At 43.2% G+C, this 23,321-nt stretch carries 15 protein-coding genes; 11 read left to right on the top strand and 4 right to left on the bottom strand.

Going from position 1 to position 23,321, the window contains the following annotated elements; genetic code table 11:
- Positions 1 to 244: 244 nt before the first annotated feature.
- The gene (gene tyrS, locus A9260_RS01755) at positions 245 to 1,432 is read right to left on the bottom strand and encodes a tyrosine--tRNA ligase (RefSeq protein WP_068695612.1); all 1,188 of its coding nucleotides are present in this window, start codon (positions 1,430 to 1,432) and stop codon (positions 245 to 247) included.
- A gap of 126 nt (positions 1,433 to 1,558) precedes the next feature.
- Between tyrS and A9260_RS01760 the strand changes: the two genes are divergently transcribed.
- A complete protein-coding gene (locus A9260_RS01760; protein ID WP_068695614.1) occupies positions 1,559 to 2,854 on the top strand; it encodes a peptidoglycan DD-metalloendopeptidase family protein in 1,296 nt (431 codons plus the stop codon).
- 47 nt (positions 2,855 to 2,901) lie between these two features.
- On the opposite strand, the gene A9260_RS01765 is transcribed toward A9260_RS01760, so the two are convergent.
- From A9260_RS01765 to erpA, 3 genes are all read right to left on the bottom strand, one after another.
- A complete protein-coding gene (locus A9260_RS01765) occupies positions 2,902 to 5,994 on the bottom strand; it encodes an efflux RND transporter permease subunit (RefSeq protein WP_068695616.1) in 3,093 nt (1,030 codons plus the stop codon).
- Between the two features lie 10 nt (positions 5,995 to 6,004).
- Positions 6,005 to 7,111: an efflux RND transporter periplasmic adaptor subunit gene (locus A9260_RS01770; RefSeq protein WP_068695618.1), complete on the bottom strand. Its 1,107-nt coding sequence runs from the start codon at positions 7,109 to 7,111 to the stop codon at positions 6,005 to 6,007.
- Positions 7,112 to 7,216: 105 nt separating this feature from the next.
- Positions 7,217 to 7,558, bottom strand: a complete 342-nt coding sequence (gene erpA / locus A9260_RS01775) for an iron-sulfur cluster insertion protein ErpA (protein WP_068695620.1) — start codon at positions 7,556 to 7,558, stop codon at positions 7,217 to 7,219.
- 220 nt (positions 7,559 to 7,778) lie between these two features.
- Between erpA and hemL the strand changes: the two genes are divergently transcribed.
- The 10 genes from hemL to A9260_RS01825 all read left to right on the top strand — a co-directional run bounded on the left by hemL (position 7,779) and on the right by A9260_RS01825 (position 23,307).
- Positions 7,779 to 9,065, top strand: coding sequence for a glutamate-1-semialdehyde 2,1-aminomutase (gene hemL / locus A9260_RS01780; RefSeq protein WP_068695622.1), 1,287 nt, complete (start codon positions 7,779 to 7,781; stop codon positions 9,063 to 9,065).
- 123 nt (positions 9,066 to 9,188) lie between these two features.
- Complete coding sequence (locus tag A9260_RS01785) at positions 9,189 to 10,274, top strand: AI-2E family transporter (protein WP_068695625.1); 1,086 nt, start codon at positions 9,189 to 9,191, stop codon at positions 10,272 to 10,274.
- A gap of 12 nt (positions 10,275 to 10,286) precedes the next feature.
- Positions 10,287 to 11,306: a 16S rRNA (guanine(1207)-N(2))-methyltransferase RsmC gene (gene rsmC, locus A9260_RS01790; protein WP_068695627.1), complete on the top strand. Its 1,020-nt coding sequence runs from the start codon at positions 10,287 to 10,289 to the stop codon at positions 11,304 to 11,306.
- Positions 11,307 to 11,413: 107 nt separating this feature from the next.
- Positions 11,414 to 14,797 (top strand): response regulator, encoded by a 3,384-nt coding sequence (locus tag A9260_RS01795; protein WP_068695629.1) that lies wholly within the window; start codon positions 11,414 to 11,416, stop codon positions 14,795 to 14,797.
- 631 nt (positions 14,798 to 15,428) lie between these two features.
- Positions 15,429 to 17,102: an ABC transporter substrate-binding protein gene (locus A9260_RS01800; RefSeq protein ID WP_068695631.1), complete on the top strand. Its 1,674-nt coding sequence runs from the start codon at positions 15,429 to 15,431 to the stop codon at positions 17,100 to 17,102.
- A gap of 150 nt (positions 17,103 to 17,252) precedes the next feature.
- Positions 17,253 to 18,239 carry an ABC transporter permease gene (locus tag A9260_RS01805; RefSeq protein WP_068695633.1) on the top strand — a complete coding sequence of 329 codons (987 nt, stop codon included), beginning with the start codon at positions 17,253 to 17,255 and terminating at the stop codon, positions 18,237 to 18,239.
- A gap of 1 nt (position 18,240) precedes the next feature.
- Positions 18,241 to 19,275, top strand: a complete 1,035-nt coding sequence (locus A9260_RS01810) for an ABC transporter permease (RefSeq protein ID WP_068695635.1) — start codon at positions 18,241 to 18,243, stop codon at positions 19,273 to 19,275.
- Entirely contained in the window at positions 19,272 to 20,258 is a 987-nt protein-coding gene (locus A9260_RS01815) for an ABC transporter ATP-binding protein (protein WP_068695637.1), read from the top strand. The genes A9260_RS01810 and A9260_RS01815 overlap by 4 nt, the downstream gene beginning before the upstream one ends.
- Before the next feature lie 29 nt (positions 20,259 to 20,287).
- Positions 20,288 to 21,283 carry an ABC transporter ATP-binding protein gene (locus tag A9260_RS01820; protein ID WP_068695639.1) on the top strand — a complete coding sequence of 332 codons (996 nt, stop codon included), beginning with the start codon at positions 20,288 to 20,290 and terminating at the stop codon, positions 21,281 to 21,283.
- Between the two features lie 137 nt (positions 21,284 to 21,420).
- Positions 21,421 to 23,307: a beta-N-acetylhexosaminidase gene (locus tag A9260_RS01825; protein ID WP_068695640.1), complete on the top strand. Its 1,887-nt coding sequence runs from the start codon at positions 21,421 to 21,423 to the stop codon at positions 23,305 to 23,307.
- Positions 23,308 to 23,321: the final 14 nt, after the last annotated feature.

The raw sequence follows: 23,321 nt of genomic DNA on the forward strand, positions 1-23,321 counted from the left end.
TATTTAAAGGAAAGGATAAACGCTCTCTATCACTACAGATAGGAACGAACAACGAGCGTACCGACAGTGAGTTATTTTTCTCCCTTCATACTAGGAGGATGGTCGGTAGTGTTCATAATTTTCTCCAAAAAACTGGGCTACCCCAGCGACAGGTAATATAGCAAAAGCATGCGCGACTTCACAAGTTAAGCGCATAAAAAAAGGCGCCTAAAAGACGCCTATTAATCAATACTTACAAGATACCTTATTTAAAGGTAATACGAGCAAATTTACGCTTACCAACCTGGAATACAAAGGTTCCAGCTTGCGGTACAAATTTACTGTCAGTGATTTTTTCACCATCAATTTTGGCCGCGCCTTGCTTAACCATACGCATCGCTTCTGAAGAAGAAGAACATAAGCCAGCTTCTTTCATGATGTTGCTTACTGGGCGGCCTACTTCGAATTCAAATTCAGGCATTTCATCAGGAATTGCTCCTTTTTGGAAACGATTGATAAACTCTTGCTCGGCAGCTTCTGCATCCGCTTCTGAGTGGAAACGTGCGATGATTTCCTTAGCTAGCAGGATTTTCACATCACGAGGGTTTTTACCACCTTCAACATCCGCTTTAAATTGCTCAATTTCAGCCAAAGGACGGAAAGACAGCAACTCATAGTAGCTCCACATCAATACATCAGAGATAGACATGATTTTACCAAACATCTCTGTTGGGATATCACTCACACCAATGTAGTTATGTGCAGACTTTGACATTTTCTTCTCACCATCAAGGCCGACAAGAAGTGGCATAGTAAGAACAGCTTGAGGTTTTTGACCGTGTGCTTTTTGCAGCTCACGCCCCATAAGAAGGTTAAACTTCTGATCGGTACCACCTAGCTCAACGTCAGTTTCCATCGCAACGGAATCATAACCTTGTAACAGTGGGTACATGAACTCATGGATAGCAATTGGTTGGCCACCAGCATAACGCTTTTTAAAGTCATCACGCTCTAACATGCGAGCAACGGTTTGGTTTGATGCTAAACGCAACATACCTTCAGCACCTAGCTCACCTAACCACTCAGAGTTAAATGCAATCTTGGTTTTAGCTGGATCAAGGATTTTAAATACTTGCTCTTTATATGTCTCAGCGTTACGTAATACGTCTTCACGAGTCAAAGGTGGACGAGTCGTATTTTTACCCGTAGGGTCACCGACCATACCGGTAAAGTCACCAATCAAAAAGGTCACATCATGACCAAGATCTTGGAATGTACGCAGTTTATTAAGAATAACTGTGTGACCAAGATGGATATCTGGTGCTGTTGGATCGGCACCTAACTTGATACGTAAAGGACGACCTTCTTTTAGCTTCGCGATTAGTTCAGCTTCTGGTATTAATTCTTCAACACCACGTTTGATTTCAGCTAAAGCAGCTTCAAAACTTGCCATATTGGTTTGCTCCCACAAAATCAGGAAAAAATAGTTTTCGACAGTGTACTTGAATAGCGATTAGTTTTGAAAGCAGTTAGACTAATCAAAGACATTTTTTTCACTGATTAATGAATGAATCGGGATATGCTGACTATTTTTCAACGTTTACCCCTCTTACATAAAGCGTTAATCTGCTGTTTTAGTGCCCTCATCGTGGTTGCACTATTTTTACTCCCCACCCCAAGCAGTTTGCACCAACAAGAAAACAATTATCAAGTCGGTCGCCAATACCCATTGGAGATCAACACTCAGGCTCTATCACCAACCGATCAACTGCGCCCAATGGTGATCATGCGTTGGGAAACTCATAAAGTGCGCTCTGGCGAAAGTGCTTCCGTGCTATTTAAACGCTTAGGCTTATCGCCGCGCCTTTTGCATAATATGGTGAGCAGTGACAAAGCCATTAACAAGCAATTGTCTCGCTTGCGCCCAAATGATGAGCTGGTGTTTGGCTATGATGAACAAAACAACCTAATTCAACTGCAGCGCCAAATCAGCCCTTATGAAACCTTTAAAGCAGTAAAAGAAGGTGACAAGTTCAAGGCAGTTACCGATACAAAAGAAGTCAATACTCAACTTAACTACGCTCAAGCTAACATTACCTCTAGCTTTTGGAATGCTGCAATTGGCGCACAACTAACGCCAAATCAAATTATGAGTGTGGCCGGGATTTTTGGCTGGGATATCGATTTTGCATTAGATATTCGCCCTAATGATAGTTTTAAGCTGTTATTTGAAGAAAACATCGTCGAAGGGGAATTTGTAGGACGAGGACGTATTTTAGCCGCGCAGTTCACCAACCAAGGGCAAACGTTCAAAGCCATTTTTGATGAAGACAGCGGCAACTATTACGATGATAAAGGACGTGCGATGAAAAAAGCCTTCCTGCGCTCTCCTGTTGATTTTCGCCGTGTTACCTCAAACTTTAACCCTAATCGACGCCACCCAGTAACAGGGAAAGTCCGCGCTCATCGAGGTACTGATTACGCCGCACCTGTCGGTACTCCTATTTATTCTGCTGGTGATGGTGTTGTTTTAAAATCTGGGTATAACCAATTTAATGGCAACTACGTGTTTATCAAACACAGCAATATTTATATTACGAAGTACTTACACCTGCAAAAACGCACAGTGAAAGGTGGGCAAAGAGTAAAACAAGGGCAAACCATAGGCACCCTTGGCGGCACCGGTCGTGTAACCGGCCCTCACCTACACTACGAATTTTTAGTTAACGGCATACACAAAAACCCGCGTACGGTGAAACTGCCAGAAGCTAAGTCCTTAAGTGGTAATAAGAAGAAAGCCTTTATGAAAATTGCCAGCCAGCGCTTAGGTGAGTTGCAACGTTATCAATACTTACTCACGGCGGCAAAAGATTAGCTCACCCTGCTAACAATCCCAATAAAGTACAAAGTAGAGCCTAGAGATTAACTCCTAGGCTCTACTTTGCTTCGCCCAAACATCAATAGACATGGCGTTAATACCAAGGTCAGTACCGTAGCAAACGCTAACCCTCCAGCAATAGCGGTAGCAAGCTGAGTCCACCATTGAGTACTTGGTGCGCCTATCTCTATCTTCTGATTAATCAGATCGACATTGGTTTGTAGCACCATAGGCATGAGTCCAAGAATCGTCGTCACAGTAGTTAACATCACTGGACGTAAGCGCTGAACTCCGGTGCGCAGTATCGCCTCTTCTTTAGATAATCCTCTGCGACGCAATTGATTAAACGTATCAATCAATACTATGTTGTTATTGACCACAATCCCCGCCAACGCGATAACACCAATACCTGACATGACAATGCCAAACGGGCGTTGGAATAATAATAAACCGGCAAAAACACCTACGGTCGAAAACAGCACTGCGCTCAAGATTAATAATGCCTGATAGAAGCTATTAAACTGGGTGATCAAAATCAGCGCCATCACGGCTAAGGCGGCTAAAAATGCAGATTGTAGGAAGTTAGATGAGTTTTGTTGCTCTTCATTCTGCCCTTTGATGCTGACATTAATCCCATCAGGTAAATCAAGCGCTTGTAACGCTTTTTCAATTTTTGGTAGCTCTATTGCAAGGTTATAACCCTCACTCATATCTGCGACAATATTAACAATCCGCGTACCATCTAAGCGGTTAATCGTATCTTGCTTGGGTTCGGCCTTTACTCTGGCAAAATGAGTAATTGGCACTAAGCCAAGGGCAGTTTTGACTCGTAACTCATCAAAGCGGCCAATATCTCGCTTATCTTCTGGGTAACGCACCAAGATATCCACTTCATCATCGGTATCATCAGGCAGGTAATCCCCAACTCTCAAGCCATTTGTCACAAATTGCACTGTGTTGCCAACCAGTGATGCATCCGCGCCAAAGCGAGCCGCATCTGCGCGATCAACATCTATGGTCCAATCTATTCCTTCTTTACTCGAGTTATCACTGACATTGGTTAATGCTGGATTGCTATCAGCCCACAGGCGTATTTTCTTTGCTGATGCATCAATTAAATGAGCGTCACGCGCAGTCACTTCAATCACCAGATCATTCTCAACCGGAGGTCCAGCATCAGGAAACTTATATTCAATTTCAACGCCAGCAAATTGATCGGTTTGGCTACGCAACTCTTCAATAATGTCTTTTATTGGTCGGCGATCTTGCCAATCAACAGGAGTCACTTGTATCGTGCCGATTTCATCTTGACCACCTGTTCGGGTATAAACACTTTCCAGCTCAGGATGACCAATGAGCACTTGCTCTAGTTCACGCATAATATGATCTTTTTCAACAATAGAAAGATCGCCGTAAGAGCGTGCTTTAATATTGAAATAAGGCGGATCAACTTCAGGGAAAAACTCTGCGCCTAACCCCGCTTTGCTATAAGAAAAACCCACTGCAATTGCCAGTAAAATGGCACTCAGTAGCACTTTTAATGGGTGTCTAATCGCCACAGCAAGAGTGTGATAATAAAGTTTAGTGAACCCAGTAGCTTGGGTGAAATCACCATCATGTAGCTGTTTGATTCGGCTCTGATTTACCGGATTCATATACTGCGGCTTACCGATTAAGCTGCCTAAAACAGGAACAAAAACTAAAGCCATAACCAAGGATGCGCTCAGTGTCGCAATCAAGGTCAGAGGCAAATACTTCATAAACTCGCCAGTGGTATCTGGCCAGAATAGTAATGGGGCAAACGCGGCTAATGTGGTTGCCGTTGAAGCGGTTATAGGCCAAGCCATACGCTTAGCAGCATCGCGATACGCTTCTTTTTTAGCGACCCCTTCCTGCATTTTTCGGTCGGCAAATTCCGTCACCACTATGGCACCATCCACCAGCATACCTACCGCCATAATCAGCGAAAATAGCACCACTATATTGACCGTCAGTCCAAAAATAGACAGGACTAGTAACCCAGTCAAAAATGAACCAGGAATGGATATTCCGACCAGTAACGCGGTGCGCACACCTAAAATAGCGATGATGACAATCACCACCAAAATAATCGCCGATAACACATTATTCTGTAGATCAGTCAACATGGTATCGACATTCTTTGAATCATCATAAGTGTATTTGACCAGTAAATTACTCGGCCATTCAGGCATTTTTTGAGCTTCGGCTAGTACCGCTTTGACAATATTAACTGATTCGATGATGTTCTCACCGGCGCGCTTTTTAACATCGAGTACCACAGCGCTTTCGCCGTTTAATCGAGCAAAGCTTTCAGGGTCTCGAAAAGAGCGGCGCACAGACGCGACATCGCCAAAGGTGATCACTTGTTTGCCATCCACTTTTACTGGCAACTCTAAAACATCTTTTAATGATGAAAATACAGAAGGGACTTTTACAGAGAATCGTCCATAGCCAGTATCGACAAAACCGGCGGCAACCACTCGGTTACTGGCGGCAATTAGATTATAAATATCACCTTGATCTAAACCGTAGCTTTCCATAAGCAAAGGATCGACCACAACCTCAACGATATCTTCGCGATCTCCGGCAATATCGACTTCTAAGATTTGCTTATAGCTTTCTAATTTATCTTGGATCTGACGCCCAATTTGTACAATGGTTCGCTCTGGCACAGTGCCATATAACGCCACCGACAATACCGGTTGTTCACTGGCTAAAGTGACTTCGTTAACAGTAGGATCATCACTGCCATCAGGTAGCTTGGATTTGACTAAATCAACCGCTTCTCGAACATCGGTCATTGCCTTATCTAAATTACTTCCGGCAACAAATTCCAATGTGACCGAGCCATGTCCTTCCGATGCAATAGAGGTCATTTTTTTAACCCCTTCAATGGATCGCAGCTCTTGCTCTATTGGACGCACTAACATGCGCTCAGCATCTAAAGGGGAAATGCCTTGATGGCCAACAGAAACATAGATAATAGGAATGGTGATGTCAGGGCTGGATTCTTTGGGGATGGTGATATAGGTATAAACCCCAGCAATAATGAGCATGACTAGCAGAGTTAGAACGGTTCTAGAGCGAGACAGCGCCGCTTCAATAATTGCGTACATAATCTGCTCCCTATTGCCTTACTGCGATAACAGGATCGCCATCACGAACAAAGCCTTGGCCTTTAGTCACAATGTCCACGCGCTCACCTAAACCGCTTAGCCACACCCCTTCCTTTTCAGCTTTCACAATTTGAATGCCAACAAAGTGAATATGGTCATCCTGTAAGGTTTTCACCCCTAAATTACCGCTTTCATCCAACGCTAACATGGCTGGCGTCACCATGACCGCCATTTGTGTATCTAGCTCCAACTCAACTTCTGCGCTGACGCCAGAAGGAAGCCTTTGATCTTTATTGGCAATTTCAATTTCTATTGGGAAAGTATTAGTGGTTAAAGACGAGTTTCGAGAAATATAACGCAATGTTCCTTGAATTTGTTCACCGCCCAATAAAGTAATATTGGCAGTCTGCCCTTTTTGCACGCCCTGAATATGACGCTCACTAAGATCGGCTTCAATCACTAAGGTATTAAGATCAATCAGGTGAGCAACCTTGTCACCGCGAGCGACATAATCGCCGAGCTCTACATATAGGCGATCAATCACTCCCGAAAAAGGGGCGCGGATGACGCTATATCGCAGGCCTAATTTAACATTTGCTACCGTTGCTTTGGCATTCACCAGTTCCGCTTCGGCTTTAGTAAACTCGACTTCGTTTTGTAAACCGCGCTTTCTAAGAGAAGTGGCTGCATTAAATTCTTTTTGCTTTACTCGCAATAAGGCATTGGCGCGATCCAGTAAAATATCAAGATCGCCTTTATCGATAGTGGCAATCACTTGCCCACGCTTAACGACATCGCCTTTACGAACTTTGATCCCATTAATAGAGCCGTCCAATTCAGCGCTTAATTCAATATCTCGATTAGGTGCAGTTCGTCCATAGAGATCGATTTTTCGGGCTACAGGTTGAGCTTCAAATTGGGTAACGACGACTTTGGCTAATGGAACATGGCGCTCAGTAGCGGTGACTTGTTTATCAGATGAGTCGGTAGAAGAATCAGAAGAGGATTGAAATGGAAAGATGCCGGCAAAAAGCCAAACACAAATAATAACGATCAGAATCAGTGAGATAATCCAAGGACGCTGGGCAAAGAGTTGCCCCGTCTTTCTTAACGGCATAATTAAATCCTTTTAATTAGCAACTGGCGACCTTGCTTAGTTGCTTACGGCACACTCTTATATAACAAGTGTACCGTTAATTGCCGCTTCTTTCTGAGGTTAGGATCACACGCTAAATGAAGCCCCGCAACCACAAGTACTTGAAGCATTCGGATTATCAATAAAGAAGCGTGCGCCTTCCAGACCTTCAGTATAATCCACAGTGCCACCAATTAGGTATTGCAGAGACATAGGGTCAACCACCAAAGTGACTTCATCTTTTACGATAATAGAATCACCATCGTTTACCTTTTCATCAAAGGTAAAACCATACTGAAAACCACTGCAACCGCCGCCAGTAATATATACACGTAGTTTAAGCTCTGGGTTTTCTTCCTCTGTAATTAATACCTTTACGCGCGCAGCTGCCGCGTCAGAAAAATTCAAAGGGACATTTAATTCGCTCACCGAGACCTCTCTATTATTCGATGTTGCTACTAGTCAGTAGACATTTTGATCTGGTGATTATGTAATACCTGAGCAAAGTGTTCAAGTATTGTCATCTTTTGACGTAAAGTGAATCGTTACACTTAGAGCAATAGTGCGACACAAGCGTTAGACATGTGCGCAATATTTATTACAATGCTGTCATTTCCAAAAATGCGATTCAATTAGCAAGGATTCTCTAATGAGCAAATCAGAAGCACTCTATCAGCAAGCCCAAGATATTATCCCTGGCGGCGTAAACTCTCCAGTACGTGCCTTTAATGGTGTTGGTGGTTCTCCACTTTTTATCGAGCGCGCTGATGGTTCTCGAATCTATGACGCTGATGATAAAGCGTATATTGATTACGTCGGTTCATGGGGACCAATGATCCTTGGTCATAACAACCCTGCAATTCGTGATGCAGTTGTGGAAGCGGCGCAACGCGGTCTTAGCTTTGGTGCGCCAACTGAACTTGAAATAAACATGGCTAAGCTAGTCTCTTCTCTTGTGCCGTCTATGGAACAATTGCGCATGGTGAGCTCAGGTACTGAAGCGACCATGAGTGCAATTCGTCTAGCGCGTGGTTACACAGGTCGTGACAAAATTTTAAAATTTGAAGGTTGTTACCATGGTCACGCTGACAGCTTGCTAGTAAAAGCAGGGTCTGGCGCTCTAACATTAGGTCAGCCAAGCTCTCCGGGTGTACCTGAAGACTTTGCTAAACACACCCTGACAGCGACTTTCAATAACCTAGAATCTGTACAAGCTCTATTTGATGCCAACCCACAACAGATTGCTTGTATTATCGTTGAACCCGTTGCTGGCAACATGAACTGCATTCCACCGGTTGCTGGTTTTCACCAAGGCCTAAGAGAAATTTGCGATCAAAACGGCGCATTGCTTATTTTTGATGAGGTGATGACAGGTTTTCGTGTGGCACTAAACTGCGCGCAAGGTCATTACAACGTAAAACCAGACCTAACAACATTAGGTAAAGTGATTGGTGGCGGCATGCCTGTTGGCGCATTTGGTGGCCGTAAAGAAGTCATGCAATACATCGCACCAACCGGTCCTGTTTATCAAGCGGGGACGCTTTCTGGTAACCCTATCGCTATGGCTGCAGGCTACGCTTGCCTTACCCAGCTTGCACAAGATGGTAATGAACAGCGCCTAAATGAGATTACCGCCAAGCTTGCTCAAGGCTTTAAAGCATGCGCTGACAAGCACGGTATTCCACTGTTTGTTAGCCAAGTTGGTGGCATGTTTGGCTTCTTCTTTACCGATCAAAGCGAAATTACTTGCTACGAAGATGTGGCTAAATGCGATGTAGAACGCTTCAAGCGCTTCTTCCACTTGATGTTAGATGAAGGCGTATACCTTGCACCATCAGCATTTGAAGCCAGCTTCACTTCACTGTCTCATAGCAATGAAGACATTGAGCTGACACTAGCTGCAGCCGATCGCTGTTTTGCCGCTCTTGCGCAGTAATTTTAATCGCATTATCTGAAAGATATGTGAAAGGGAGCCGTTGGCTCCTTTTTTATTTGTAGCGATTCCAGTTGCATAACGTTATGATTTATCATCACAAACGCTATTAATGGTCCGCCTAAAGTGCCTAAAAAAATTCAGCTTACCTCTAGCCAGTGGCTATTAATCATTGCATTGTTGCTTGCCGGTTATGCCTGCTTCACATTAATTCGGCCGTATGTGAATTCCATTGTTATGGCATTTATCATCTCTTTACTGATATTCCCTATTCATGAATATCTTGAAAAGAAACTGCCCACCATGAAGAATCTAACCGCGCTGCTGTCATGTTTGATTCTCACGGTTATCATTGTCATTCCTTTACTACTGGTGTTTACGGCAATCATTCAGCAAGGTTCATCCTTCTCACAGAGTGTTTATCATTGGGTCACCGATGGCGGCGTACAAGCTCTATTCTCACAGCCTTATGTGGTAAAAGCACTGGCCTTTGCCAATACTTATCTTCCTTTTGATTCGTTAGATCCAACGGAAGTTGCACAAAAAGTCGCGCAATGGGCAAGCACCTTTGGCTCTAATCTGGTTGGCATTAGCGCCTCAGTGGTAGGCAGCGCAACCACCTTCTTGATGAATTTTGGCTTGATGTTGTTTGTGTTATTTTTCTTATTGCGCGATCACGACCGAATCATCAGTTCAATGCGTCATATCCTTCCTCTATCGCGCTCACAAGAAGACCGCTTGCTCAATGAGATTGAGCAAGTTTCTAAGTCTGCGGTGATGGGCTCATTTTTGACTGCGATTGCGCAAGGCTTAGCCGGAGGCTTTGCGATGTGGTTGGTAGGATTCCCGGGGCTATTTTGGGGAACCATGATGGGCTTTGCCTCATTTATCCCCGTGATAGGGACCGCGCTAATTTGGATTCCAGCTTGTTTGTATTTACTGTTAACCGGTGATACGGGTTGGGCAATCTTCTTGCTGATCTGGTCTGTAGCGGTTGTAGGATCGATTGATAATATTCTGCGTCCTCTGCTTATGCAGGGAAGCGCGGGCATGAATACCCTAATGATCTTCTTTTCTTTGCTTGGCGGTTTGCATGTCTTTGGCTTAATTGGTTTAATCTACGGCCCGCTTATCTTTGCCATCACCATGGTATTGTTTAACATGTATGAAGAGGAGTTTAACGACTTCCTTGATAAGCAAGATAATAACTAGTAAGAGTAAAATATGAGTGTCTACACTGCCCCAAGTCAAATAGCCGAACGTCAACTTGCTTCCTTTGCCGGAAAGAAAGTAGTCATCGCAGGTGAAGCTGAAGATCAGTTTCCTAAACAGCTACAGCAACATGCGCAATCGGTAACGGTATTTACCTCTCACTACGGTTACTACCAACAAATGCAGCGCAGTGGCGTTGATTGCCAATTTGGGGTGGAATTTAACAACAATGTAGAAGCTGACCTGCTACTTCTTTACTGGCCTAAAGCCAAAAGTGAAGCCCAGTACCTACTGGATATGATGCTCAGTAAACTGGCACCAGAAACCGAAGTAGTCGTGGTGGGAGAAAATCGCTCTGGTGTGAAAAGCATCGAGAAAATGTTCAAGGACTTTGGCCCTATCAATAAATATGACTCAGCTAGACGCTGTTCATTTTATATGGGTATCAGCCAAACCCCTCCAGCTCAGTTTGATTTAAATCGCTACTTCAAGTCTTACCAAGTTGAACTGGAAGGTACCTCTCTAGAAGTACAAAGCCTACCGGGCGTATTTAGCCATGGTGAGTTTGATTTAGGCACTAAACTGCTGCTTGCTAACTTGCCTAAACTGCGTGGTAAGGTCTTAGACTTTGGTTGTGGCGCAGGCATTATTGGTGCGGCCATGGCACTGCGCTACCCTGAAATTGAACTAGAGATGTGTGATGTCAGCGCGTTCGCTGTTGAATCAACTAAACGCACTCTGCAAGCCAATGGCATTAAAGGGCATGTATTTGCGACTGATGTTTATTCACAAGCAAGTAGTGACTACCAATTTATTATCAGTAATCCGCCGTTCCATTCTGGTTTAGATACCAGCTACAGCGCGACAGAAACATTACTTCAACAAGCACCGGCACATCTTTCTCGCAAAGGCGAATTAGTCATTGTGGCAAATAGCTTCTTGAAATACCCACCAATTATTGAAAAAGCCTTTGGTCAGTGCGTCACTGTAGATAAAACCAATAAGTTTACAATCTACAGCGCAAACAAATAAAACTGTGTGAGGCAACACGCTTTTTTAAGGCTTTGCTTGCCTCGCTCTATTTGACTAGTACATTTCAAGATTGATGATTTTTTTATCAGGCTTTGAATTCGTACTCTATGTCAAAATGTCATTCACACCCAAAGTTTAAGCGCCTTAAAAGCACCTTAATGGGGGCTTTTTTATTCGTTAGCCTTGTGCCAATGCTACTTATCGCATTCTTTTTCCTTCAATCTCACATTGAAGATCTTGAAGAGCAAAGTACGACTTATCTCACCTCAATGAGAGATGGTACGACAAATAAGGTCACCGCTTATATAAAAAGCCTCGATTCTGAAGTGATTGGCTTTGTCCATTCTGAGCTTGCCTACGCCAGTGGTGGACGTTTTTACGGGTTGATTGATTCTTTTAGGCGGCTAGGGCCAAGTCTGGAACAGTCGCGACATATTGGTCAGCAAAAATACGTTTTAGGCTCTGGTGATCAAGTCAATACACAAACGAAAAAAGGCACCCTGACCCACCAAAGTGTCAATCGCTATCGCCTATTACATACTCGCTACCATTCCACTTATAAAAGCCTTTTAGAACGCTCAGATTTTGATGATATTGCTCTAGTGGATCTTGAGGGTAATGTCGCTTATTCAGTACAAAAAAACAGATACTACTCCACCAATTTAGAAACCGGTCCTTATCGCGACAGTGAACTCGGGCTTTTATTTAAACGACTGAAACAGCACGTTAAATCCCAAAAAGACACCTTAGATGAATACAACGAAATTGTGCTAATGAGTGGTTTTTCAAAAGGGTTAGATCGCTCTGACGATAAAGAGTTTGCTTGGTTTGCAGCTCCCATCATTCAACAAGAGTACTTGCACAGTTACGCTTTCTTTCGCTTGCCTTTGTCGGCACTAACCAACCTTATCGATGTTGATAGTGACTATCACCCAAGCATCTCTCTAATTGATCAATCCAATAAATTACTAGTGCAGACTCTAGATAAAGAAGTAGATAAAAGCCTCTCCGTTGCCTCTAAAGCTCTGCAAGGTATAGAACAAGTAGAAACCTATACCAATGCCGCCAATCAAAATATGATTGCGGCATACGCCCCCATCAAGGTGCACAATTTAAAGTGGGCCGTGATCGTTGAAACACCAGAAAAAGTTGCTTTTGATCGCGTAAACAAACTGTATTCTTTGTTTTTAATCATTATATGCAGCGCGGTGATCGTTATCGTTATTGGCTCGCACTACTTAGCCAATTTTATAACCCGCCCCTTATTAAAGCTGACTTGGGCTGCAGAGCGAATATCAGCCGGAGATCTAATTGAAACCGTCGAAGGGACTGGGCGTAAAGATGAAATAGGTCGACTGGCGGTGAGCTTTGAGCGAATGCAACGCTCTATTCGAGAGAAAATTGAGTTAATCAATCAGCAAAATACTGAACTGGCTTACAACCTAAATACCATTGCGACACAAAATAAAGAGTTGCAGCAAGCCGATAAACTCAAAGATGAGTTTCTTGCTACTACCTCACATGAACTTCGAACACCTCTGCACGGCATGATAGGTGTGGCTCAGGCAATCATTGGTGAGGCGCACGGTAGCATCCCTTCATCGCAGCGTTATCAGCTAGAAATTATTATCAATAGTGGCCATAGGCTGTCTAATTTAGTCGATGATCTTTTGGATTATCACAAGATGCAATACGGCCAACTTAAACTGCAAGCAGTGGCGGTGTCACTATCTTCGGCATCACGTTTAGTCATCGAGTTATCTAAGCACCTTATTGATAAAAAGCCCGTGCGCATTATTAATCAAATTGATGATAGCTTACCTATGATCAGCGCCGATTCTCAAAGGCTTGAGCAGGTTCTCTACAACCTAGTGGGGAATGCGATGAAATTTACCCCAGAAGGTAAAATCATCCTTACCGCTGAGCAAGATGGTGAGCAACTGAAGATCCAAATCATTGATACTGGCTCAGGCATTCCAGAGGACGATCTTGAGCATATTTTCGAGCCACTGATTCAAGGTAACTCATCAAATTATCAGCAGGGAACTGGGCTTGGTTTATCCATCAGCAAGCAATTAATCTCAATTATGCAGGGGGAACTCAGTGTCACTAGCCAGCCGATGCTAGGGACTACCTTTACCCTTCGCTTACCTCTGGCAAGCGCTCAGCAATTACAAGAATTTAATAGCGAATCAGATACTACGCATTACACTCGACAAACTCTCTCTTTTGCAGAAGACACTCCTATTCAGCCACATAATCCTGATGGCAAACTGGTCATGATTGCCGATGATGAACCGGTAAACCTTAACATTCTAGAAAGCTTTTTACGTGTTGCTGGGTATCGCGTTATCAGCGCCAATAATGGTCGTCAGGTTATTGATCTTATTGCTCAGGACAAACCCGACATTTTATTATTAGATATCATGATGCCAGAACTCAGTGGCTTTGAGGTGTGTAAGCACTTACGTGAGTTATATACTCATAACGAACTGCCTATCATCATGCTGACGGCCCTTAGTCAAAGTGAAGACAAAATCAAAGGCTTTGAGTGCGGTGCAAATGACTACTTAGTTAAGCCATTTAATAAACAAGAGCTATCTGCGCGTATTCAAGTACATCTCAATGCCAGCCTATCGGAACAACGTAAACTGGAGAATGACTACCTTAATACGCAGTTGAGCCAACGAGAAAAAGTGGAATCTTTGCTACTAGATACTCAATCTAAGTTGCTTGAACAGCTAGAAAGCACTCCAGAGGCCATCATCTGCATTAATGAAGCCCATAAGATTACCTTTGCTAACAAAAGCGCTATGGAGCTATTTAAACGCTCTAATGAGCAAATGAAACGTTCGCAGATAGAAGAGTTTATCGCGCCCAAATACCTACAGTTCGATCAGCCCCACCGTAGTATTGATATTGATTTATTTGTTGCTGAAACAAAGCAAGTCATCGCCAGTGATATTTTTACTCTGCCACTAGAAACGGGGCTTAAAGGCATGATTATCTTTAATCCTGATCTTGATGACGCCACTCAGCGCGTCAACAATCTTGAAGTGGCGCTGGATGCTCTGGCAAGTTATGCCTTTGCCGGAGATAAATCCCAACTACAGCAACTGAAAGGCTTAGGTGAAGAGTTTGCCGGTCTTGTCGAGATGATCGACAGTGACAAAGAAAACAAACAACAAAATATGCGTCAGCTATTGGTTGATTGTATGTCAGAAGCTCTTGAGTATTGGGAGAGTCATCAGGGCAATACTAAGTTTGGTTTTGCCGAACAAAGCGGCTTATGGCGCGTCTATTTAGATCGAAGCACCCTGCAAACTCGAACCCTAGATAAGTATCTAAGAGTTGAAACACTACCAAAGACACCTCGCTGGCGCACCGTGCTTAATTCTTTAGATTACATCCTTACTCATAGTAATAATGATAATGCGCAGAGAGCGCAATTATTAGAGCTAAGAGAGCAACTGCAAACCATTGTCTCTTAAAAATAGTTTCTTAAGGATGGTCTCTTAAAGAGAGTTTCTTAAGAGAATCTCTTCATCACCAAATATGCATCTTGCAGCGTTAACTGTAGGTACGCTCTTATTTTACAATGTTAAAAAAGAGCGCACTTATAGTCAATTCGTCATCTTATCCCGCTAAAACTGAGCCTATTAACCAGTGTATATGTAAATATGCGAGCAAAATCACAACAAACACAGCGCTGTATTTTTAACCTGAAAATAAAGTTAGCAACTGCCTATCACATCAAGTCACACTTATCTACAAACCAGCAAATTGCTTTAAATTAAAAGCCATCAAAGAATAGTAAGCACTAACATGCAGACAGTACCCACAAATAAAACAGGTCATTGAACGCGTTTTTATCATTCAAAAAATCTAAATGATTTAACGTTTTTAACGTCGTCCCACTTGGATTTGACGTTTTTAACGGGAATGTAAATTGACGATATACATTAGAAGACTGATTCTACAACTACTCAAGGGTTCTTAGGTCATATCTATACCCCACAATAAAAGATTAGAACCGTTGGGTGACACTGTATAAGCAGTAAACTTTAGTAATCAAAATTTGGTTACTGACTAATAAAAGCAAACAGAGACAAAGGACATACCATGCTTGCTAATATAAAAAAAACAGCTCTTGCTACAGTAATCGTCGCAACTGCGGCTACCGCAATATCTGCTCCTGCAATAGCAAGATCGGAACTGACTATCGTACCTGATTTCTACCCAACGATGGTTCGCAACTTTAACCCTTACCTTGCGACAAACCTTCGTACGACGACAGACTTCATCTACGAGCCACTTGTTATCTTCAACGAAATGCACGGCAATGAGCCAGTGATGCGTTTGGCTGAAGGCTTTAAGATGGCTGATGATCTAAAAAGTGTCACTTTTGATATACGCAAAGGTGTTAAGTGGTCTGATGGTGAAGCATTCTCAGCAGATGACGTTGTTTACTCTTTCGCTCTACTTGAATCTAATACTGCACTAGACCAAACAGGCATTAACAAATGGGTCAGCAAAGTAGAGAAAGTGAACGATCATCAAGTTCGTTTCACTCTTACTGAAGGCAACTCAAACGTACCATACGAAATTTCAAAAGTGCCTGTTGTGCCAGAGCACATCTGGTCAAAAGTGAAAGAGCCTACTTCTTTCACTAATGAAAACCCTGTCGGTACTGGTCCATTCACTGAAATTGATACCTTTACTCCTCAACTTTACATTCAGTGTGCAAACCCTAACTACTGGGATGCCGATAACCTAGACGTTGATTGTCTGCGTGTTCCGCAAATTGCAAACAATGACCAACTGCTAAGCAAAATCGTTAACTCTGAGCTAGATTGGACGTCGGCATTTATTCCTGACATTGATCGCACTTATAAAGCGGCCAACCCGAACCACGGTTACTGGTATCCGCCAGCAGGCACTCAGTCTCTAGTTGTGAACTTTAAAAACCCAGATCCAGCTAAAAATGAAGCTTTAACTGATGTGAACTTCCGTCGTGCTATGGGTATGGCAATCGACCGTCAAACTATCATTGATATCGCGTTTTACGGCGCAGGTACAGTGAATGACTTCGCATCGGGTCTTGGCTATGCATTTGAAGCTTGGTCTGACGAAAAAGTTCATACTGAGTACAAAAAATTCAATACATACAATCCTGAAGGCGCGAAGAAGTTACTAAAAGAAGCTGGATTTAAAGACACTAACGGTGATGGATTTGTTGAAACTCCATCTGGTAAGTCTTTTGAATTACTCATTCAATCGCCAAATGGCTGGACGGACTTTAACAACACCGTTCAACTATCAGTTGAGCAATTGAACGAAGTAGGCATCAAGTCTCGCGCTCGTACACCTGAGTTTGCGGTATACAACCAAGCTATGCTTGATGCAACCTATGACGTTGCTTATACCAACTACTTCCACGGTGCGGATCCACACCTATACTGGAACAGTGCTTATAACTCAGCACTGCAAGACGGTAGCGGTATGCCTCGCTTTGCAATGCACTTCTACAAAAATGCAGAGCTAGATAACTTGCTAAACAGCTTCTACAAAACAGCTGACAAAGCAAAACAAATGGAAATTGCTCACGGTATTCAGAAGATCATCGCTGAAGATCAAGTGACTATTCCTGTGCTATCTGGTGCAAGCAACTATCAATACAACACCACTCGTTTCACGGGTTGGTGGACAGAAGAGAACTCTAAAGGCCGTCCAAATATTTGGGCTGGTATTCCAGAGCGCTTACTTCACGTACTTGATTTAAAACCTGTCGAGTAATTCGACTTCTTAATGGCGCACAGCAGTGCGCCATTATCACCCCTCTAAAATTCACAATAATGATGGCGTTCATACGTCAGGGATTTTTTCGCTCAAAGAGTGGATTTTATTCGATATACGGACAATAAATCGGATAATTAAGGTGTAGGTATGGGATATTTTCTAAGACGTCTGTCGTTCTACTTTATAGCGCTATTAGTAGCCGCTACTATCAATTTTATTATTCCCCGAGCAATGCCAGGTGACCCAGTTACCATGATGTTTGCTCACGCAACAGCCCAAGTAACACCAGAACGTATCGAGGCGATGAGACAGCTTCTTGGTTTTGTCGATGGCCCTCTCTGGCTTCAATACATCACTTATCTAAAAAGTATTCTTAGCTGGGAGCTGGGTACTTCTATTAAATTTTACCCTCTAAGTGTTAACGAACTACTTAGCGGAGCATTTGGCTGGTCTTTATTTCTAGCCGGTACTGCGGTTATTTTATCGTTTTCCATTGGCTCACTGCTTGGCATTTTTGCTGCTTGGAAACGAGGCAGCAAATACGACACTTTCGTTACGCCAGGAATGCTCATCATTCAGGCTGTACCGCAAGTGGTTATCGCTATGTTAGCCATGTTTATCTTTGCTATCGGACTTAAATGGTTCCCAACAGGATACGCATATACAGCCGGTATTACCCCGGACTGGACGAGCTGGGAATTTATTAAAAATGTTGCCTACCACGCTGTTTTACCTCTATTTTGTGCCTCATTAGTACAAATTGGTGGCTTCTTGGTCAACATGCGTAACAACATGATTAATCTATTGGCCGAAGACTACATCACCATGGCCAAAGGCAAGGGTCTTAGCGAAAACCGCGTAGTATTTAACTATGCTGCTCGTAATGCACTGCTGCCAAGTGTCACTGCTCTTTCTATGTCACTGGGTATGGCAATCGGTGGTCAGTTGATCATTGAAATCATTTTTAACTACCCTGGCTTAGGTACGGTTCTATTTAATGCGATTACCGCTAGGGACTACCAAGTTCTACAAGGTCAGCTGCTTATCATGACCTTATTCATGCTGTTCTTTAACCTACTTGCTGACATGTTGTATGTCCTACTAGACCCTCGTCTACGTAAGGGAGGCAAATAAAATGAAAGACATATTCAAGCTTATTCGTGGTAATACGATTGCGATGATTGGTGTAGCAATTTTAAGTACCTTTCTCTTTATTGCACTGGCCGCGCCACTGATCACTCAGCATGCGCCAGATAAACGCACTGGTAATCCTCATGAATACCCTGCAGCTTTAGTAAAAGCGGCTCAGTCAAATCCTGATGGTTGGGTGGCGACAAATCTGGCAACAGATAACCGAACGCTGAGAATGTCGAAAGATGGCGAGCATGTTCTAGGTACTAGCCGTATGGGTCGTGATGTGTGGGCTCAAGTTGCATACGGAGCTCGCGTATCCCTTGCTGTTGGTTTTGGCGCAGGTTTAACCGTGTGTTTTCTTGCCACTATTATTGGTGTTTCCGCCGGTTACTTTGGCGGCAAGGTGGATGAGTTTTTAACCGCTGCCATGAACATCATGTTGGTCATACCTCAGTATCCATTACTGTTTGTTGTGGCGGCATTTATTGGCGAGGCAGGTCCATTCACCATAGCACTGATTATTGGTCTCACCTCCTGGGCTTGGGGAGCGCGTGTTGTGCGTGCGCAAACTCTAGCCATACGAGAAAAAGAATTTGTTAAAGCCGCCGAAGTACTGGGTGAATCTCCAGCGAGAATCATCTTTGTGGAAATTCTGCCAAACCTTATCTCCATTGTTGGCGCAAGTTTCATCGGTTCAGTGATGTACGCCATCATGATGGAAGCGACTATCTCCTTCTTAGGAATGGGCGATCCTAACACCATCAGTTGGGGCATCATGTTGTACAACGTACAAACGTCATCTTCTATGCTGATTGGCGCTTGGTGGGAATTATTAGCACCATGTATGGCACTAACTCTACTGGTCACAGGACTGGCACTGCTTAACTTTGCCGTTGATGAAATTGCTAACCCGCAACTTCGCTCTCACAAAGGTATGCGCCGCTGGAAAAAACTGGCACAAGAAGATAAGAAAGAGCGTAAACCTGTAGCAGATAACGCACCTAATCAACTATCAACACAAGGAGAGCAATCATGAGCAATCCATTAATTTCTGTGCGTAACCTTTGTGTGGATTACATTACCGATTCTGGCGATGTTAGAGCCTGTAATAACGTCAGCTTTGACATTGCCCCAGGTGAAGTATTTGGCCTAGCCGGTGAATCAGGTTGTGGTAAATCAACCGTCGCCTTTTCATTGATGCGTTTGCACAAGCCGCCCGCATTTATTACCGGTGGCGAAGTGATCTTTAATGGTGAAGATATCTTGCAGTACAGCGATCAACAAATGCAGGCATTTCGTTGGAGCCAGATGTCAATGGTGTTCCAAAGTGCCATGAATGCACTAAATCCTGTACTGCCAATGGAAGAACAGTTTTGTGATGTATTAATGCATCACACCAACATGACTCGTAAGCAAGCAATCACAAGAGCTGAAGGCTTATTGGAGATTGTTGATATACATCCAAGCCGTTTAAGTGACTATCCACACCAATTTTCTGGTGGTATGCGTCAACGATTAGTCATCGCAATTGCGCTAGCTCTTAACCCAAAAATGATCATCATGGACGAGCCAACAACAGCACTTGATGTTGTGGTTCAGCGCGAAATTTTACAAAAGATTTATGCGTTAAAAGAAGAGTTTGGTTTCTCTATATTATTCATTACCCATGATATATCTCTAATGGTTGAGTTCTCAGACCGCATCGGAATCATGTATTCCGGCGAACTCATCGAAGTGGCACCAGCAAAACAGATATTGGAAAATCCGTATCACCCTTACACACAAGGGCTAGGCAGTTCTTTCCCGCCTCTTACTGGGCCAAAAACAAAGCTAACGGGTATTCCCGGAAGTCCGTTAAACCTGCTAGAGATCCCACAAGGATGTCGTTTTCAGGCGCGCTGCTCTCAAGTAACTGATATATGTAAAAAAGTACCTACTCAGCTACGAGAAATTGAGAATCAGCGTTTATCAAACTGTCATCTTTTTGGTGAACCTATTGCACAGCAAAAAGTCAGTTAAGGCCAACAGGACGTATTCGGAGAAGTAATATGAGCAAACCAACAGGCGAATTACTCATTGAAGGCAAGAACTTAATTAAAGACTTCCCTGTCAGTAGTAATGCACTAAAAAACCCAATGATGCGCGCCATTAACGACGTGTCATTTAAAATGTACAAAAGTCGCGGGTTAGCTGTCGTCGGTGAGTCTGGATCAGGCAAGTCCACCACCGCTAAAATGATAGCTAAAATGTACGCACCTACTAATGGAAAAATTGAATATCGCGGACGTGATATTCAAACTATCAGCAAGAAAAAAGATCTAATGCACTACCGCGAAGGTGTGCAAATGGTTTGGCAGGACCCATTTGGATCTTTAAACCCAACCCACAATATCTTTCATCATATTGCGCGACCACTGCTTATTCATAAGAAAGTAACTCGTGGCAATAAGAAAGAATTGCAAGAGCGAGTATATGATTTGCTCGATCAAGTTGGACTGATTCCACCCAAAGAAACTGCTGAAAAGTTCCCCCACCAACTATCAGGTGGACAACGTCAGCGTGTGAATTTGGCGAGAAATATCGCAGTGGGTGCAGAGGTAGTCCTTGCCGATGAGCCAACGTCAATGCTGGATGTGTCCATTCGTGCTGGTGTATTGAACCTAATGGAAGAGATGAAGTTTGAAAAACAAATGTCTCTTTTGTACATCACTCACGATATTGCGACCGCTCGCTATATTGCCGAAGACATTGCGGTGATGTATGTCGGACACATGGTGGAATGGGGGGATACTGATGAGATCATCGCTAATCCTCAACATCCTTATACGCAGTTATTGGTTTCTGCAGTGCCCGATCCGGCAAAATCTATTCATGAGAAACTAAAGGGAAATAAAGGCGAAATACCTTTGTGGACACCTGAGTCTTTTGGATGCCCATTTGCCGGTCGATGCCTGCACGTTACAGACAAGTGTAAAGAGAAGCTCCCTGAGGTTACTCAATTATCAGAAAACCATTTTGTGCGTTGTTATTTGCACGAAGGTTAAGTGTAACCTTTCTTTTTAGCCTCCTGCATAGGAGGCTACTTTTATCCAAACATAATAATGACTTTATACGGTTGTTAATTATTCAGCTTAACAACTCACCTATCAAATAAAGCAAATGAATTACTAGGAGACTCATAATGAGCCTATTTCGTCTTAACCTAAAAGTGGTTAACGAAACCGATCAGCGCACTCGTTTTTCTTTATCTATCATCAACCTGTCGGCTGTGGATCTCAACGATTGGAAACTGCACTTCTCTATTACACGTTTTTTAGATAGCCAAAGCTGCACTGTAGGATCTCTTTCTCAAGTAGGCAGTTTTTGTACTCTCAGCGATCTTCCAGACCTTAAACAATGTGGCATGTTGACCACTGAGTTTGAAATGCCAACCCCACCACTGCAACTGCAATGCGATGGCATACTAGAGGCATTTGTAGTAAGTGCGCAAGGTGATTACAGCGTTGAAGTGATGCCTTTGCTATTGATGAATCCACAAGCAGATCCACCAGCAATCGAATTAGTCACGCCGGCAACTATCGCAATTATTCCTAAACCAAATCAGCTTGAACTCAAAGTTGGCAGCTTTGAGTTTACTCGAGGGGAAAGTCTTTATATAGAAACCGAGTTGGCAAATGAAGCCGCTCTATGGCTGTATGAAGCAAAAGAAGAGTTATATTTTAGTCTTGGTCAAAGCCAGACTCGAATCAGTTTTAAATATGCCAGCAAGCTTGAAGATCAAGCTTATCAATTAGATGTTTCAGACAATAAGATCTGTATTTACGCTAATAGCGAACAAGGGTTTAGCTATGGCGTCGCTTCACTACTGCAACTCATTAATGATGATAATAGCGTGCCCTGCGTGCAGATCAATGATAGCCCAGCTTATGGCTATCGAGGCATGATGCTTGATTGCTCTAGGCATTTTCACGAAATAGAGCAAGTGAAGTTAATCATCGATCAGCTAGCAAGGTACAAATATAACCATTTCCACTGGCACCTTACCGATGATGAAGGATGGCGAATCGAGATTAATGCCTTTCCTGAGCTCACCGACATTGGTGCATGGCGAGCAAAAGATCTCCCTTTAACCTCTCAATTTAGACATATTCAATCTAAATACGGCGGATTTTATACACAAAAGCAAATTAAAGAAGTAGTGATATACGCTCAGCGTCGTGGTATTACCGTTATTCCTGAAATTGATATTCCTGGTCACTGCCGCGCAGCAATAAAATCACTGCCACACCTTCTTTTAGACAGTGATGACCGCTCTGTTTATCGCAGTGTTCAGCACTACAATGACAACGTATTATCTCCGGCACTTGAAGGCACTTATCAATTTTTAGATAAGGTCATTGAAGAAGTAGCGGAATTATTCCCTGCTCCTTATGTTCATATTGGCGCCGATGAAGTACCAGAAGGTGTTTGGACACAAAGCCCACGCTGCCAAGCTTTGATGAAAGAGCAAGGTTATCGCGACGAAAAAGATCTACAAGGTCACCTACTTCGTTATGTTGAGAATAAACTAAGTAGTCTAGGTAAGCGTATGCTTGGCTGGGAAGAGGCGCAACATGGTGGCAAGGTAAGCCAACAAACAGTGATTTACTCATGGCAAAGTGAACAAGCGGCCATTGACTGTGCGCGTAAAGGTTTTGATGTGGTATTACAGCCGGGTCAATATACCTATTTAGATATGGCGCAAGAGTTTGATCATACGGAATCAGGGTTTTATTGGGCGAACATTACGCCGTTAAAACACGCTTATCACTATCAACCTTTACAAGAAATTGAAGCTAGCGATCCTATTCATAAAAAGGTGTGGGGGATTCAAGCGGGACTGTGGTGTGAGTTAATTGATAATGAACAGAAGCTGCAATATATGGTGCACCCACGACTGCAAGCCATTGCCGAAGTTTGTTGGACACAAGCTGATAATAAGCAGTGGACTGACTTTTTATCTCGCTTAAAAGTCGACTTAAAACGATTGGATAGTCGCGGTATTCACTACCGCAACCCTTGGCACTGATATAACACAATAAG

This window comes from Vibrio sp. UCD-FRSSP16_30, from assembly GCF_001676025.1.
In the GTDB taxonomy this organism is placed as follows: Bacteria; Pseudomonadota; Gammaproteobacteria; order Enterobacterales; family Vibrionaceae; genus Vibrio.

Coding starts and splice junctions, on each gene's coding strand:
- tyrS (WP_068695612.1), bottom strand. CDS start 1,432: ATGGCAAGTTTTGAAGCTGCTTTAGCTGAAATCAAACGTGGTGTTGAA.
- A9260_RS01760 (WP_068695614.1), top strand. CDS start 1,559: ATGCTGACTATTTTTCAACGTTTACCCCTCTTACATAAAGCGTTAATC.
- A9260_RS01765 (WP_068695616.1), bottom strand. CDS start 5,994: ATGTACGCAATTATTGAAGCGGCGCTGTCTCGCTCTAGAACCGTTCTA.
- A9260_RS01770 (WP_068695618.1), bottom strand. CDS start 7,111: ATGCCGTTAAGAAAGACGGGGCAACTCTTTGCCCAGCGTCCTTGGATT.
- hemL (WP_068695622.1), top strand. CDS start 7,779: ATGAGCAAATCAGAAGCACTCTATCAGCAAGCCCAAGATATTATCCCT.
- rsmC (WP_068695627.1), top strand. CDS start 10,287: ATGAGTGTCTACACTGCCCCAAGTCAAATAGCCGAACGTCAACTTGCT.
- A9260_RS01795 (WP_068695629.1), top strand. CDS start 11,414: ATGTCAAAATGTCATTCACACCCAAAGTTTAAGCGCCTTAAAAGCACC.
- A9260_RS01800 (WP_068695631.1), top strand. CDS start 15,429: ATGCTTGCTAATATAAAAAAAACAGCTCTTGCTACAGTAATCGTCGCA.
- A9260_RS01805 (WP_068695633.1), top strand. CDS start 17,253: ATGGGATATTTTCTAAGACGTCTGTCGTTCTACTTTATAGCGCTATTA.
- A9260_RS01810 (WP_068695635.1), top strand. CDS start 18,241: ATGAAAGACATATTCAAGCTTATTCGTGGTAATACGATTGCGATGATT.
- A9260_RS01815 (WP_068695637.1), top strand. CDS start 19,272: ATGAGCAATCCATTAATTTCTGTGCGTAACCTTTGTGTGGATTACATT.
- A9260_RS01820 (WP_068695639.1), top strand. CDS start 20,288: ATGAGCAAACCAACAGGCGAATTACTCATTGAAGGCAAGAACTTAATT.
- A9260_RS01825 (WP_068695640.1), top strand. CDS start 21,421: ATGAGCCTATTTCGTCTTAACCTAAAAGTGGTTAACGAAACCGATCAG.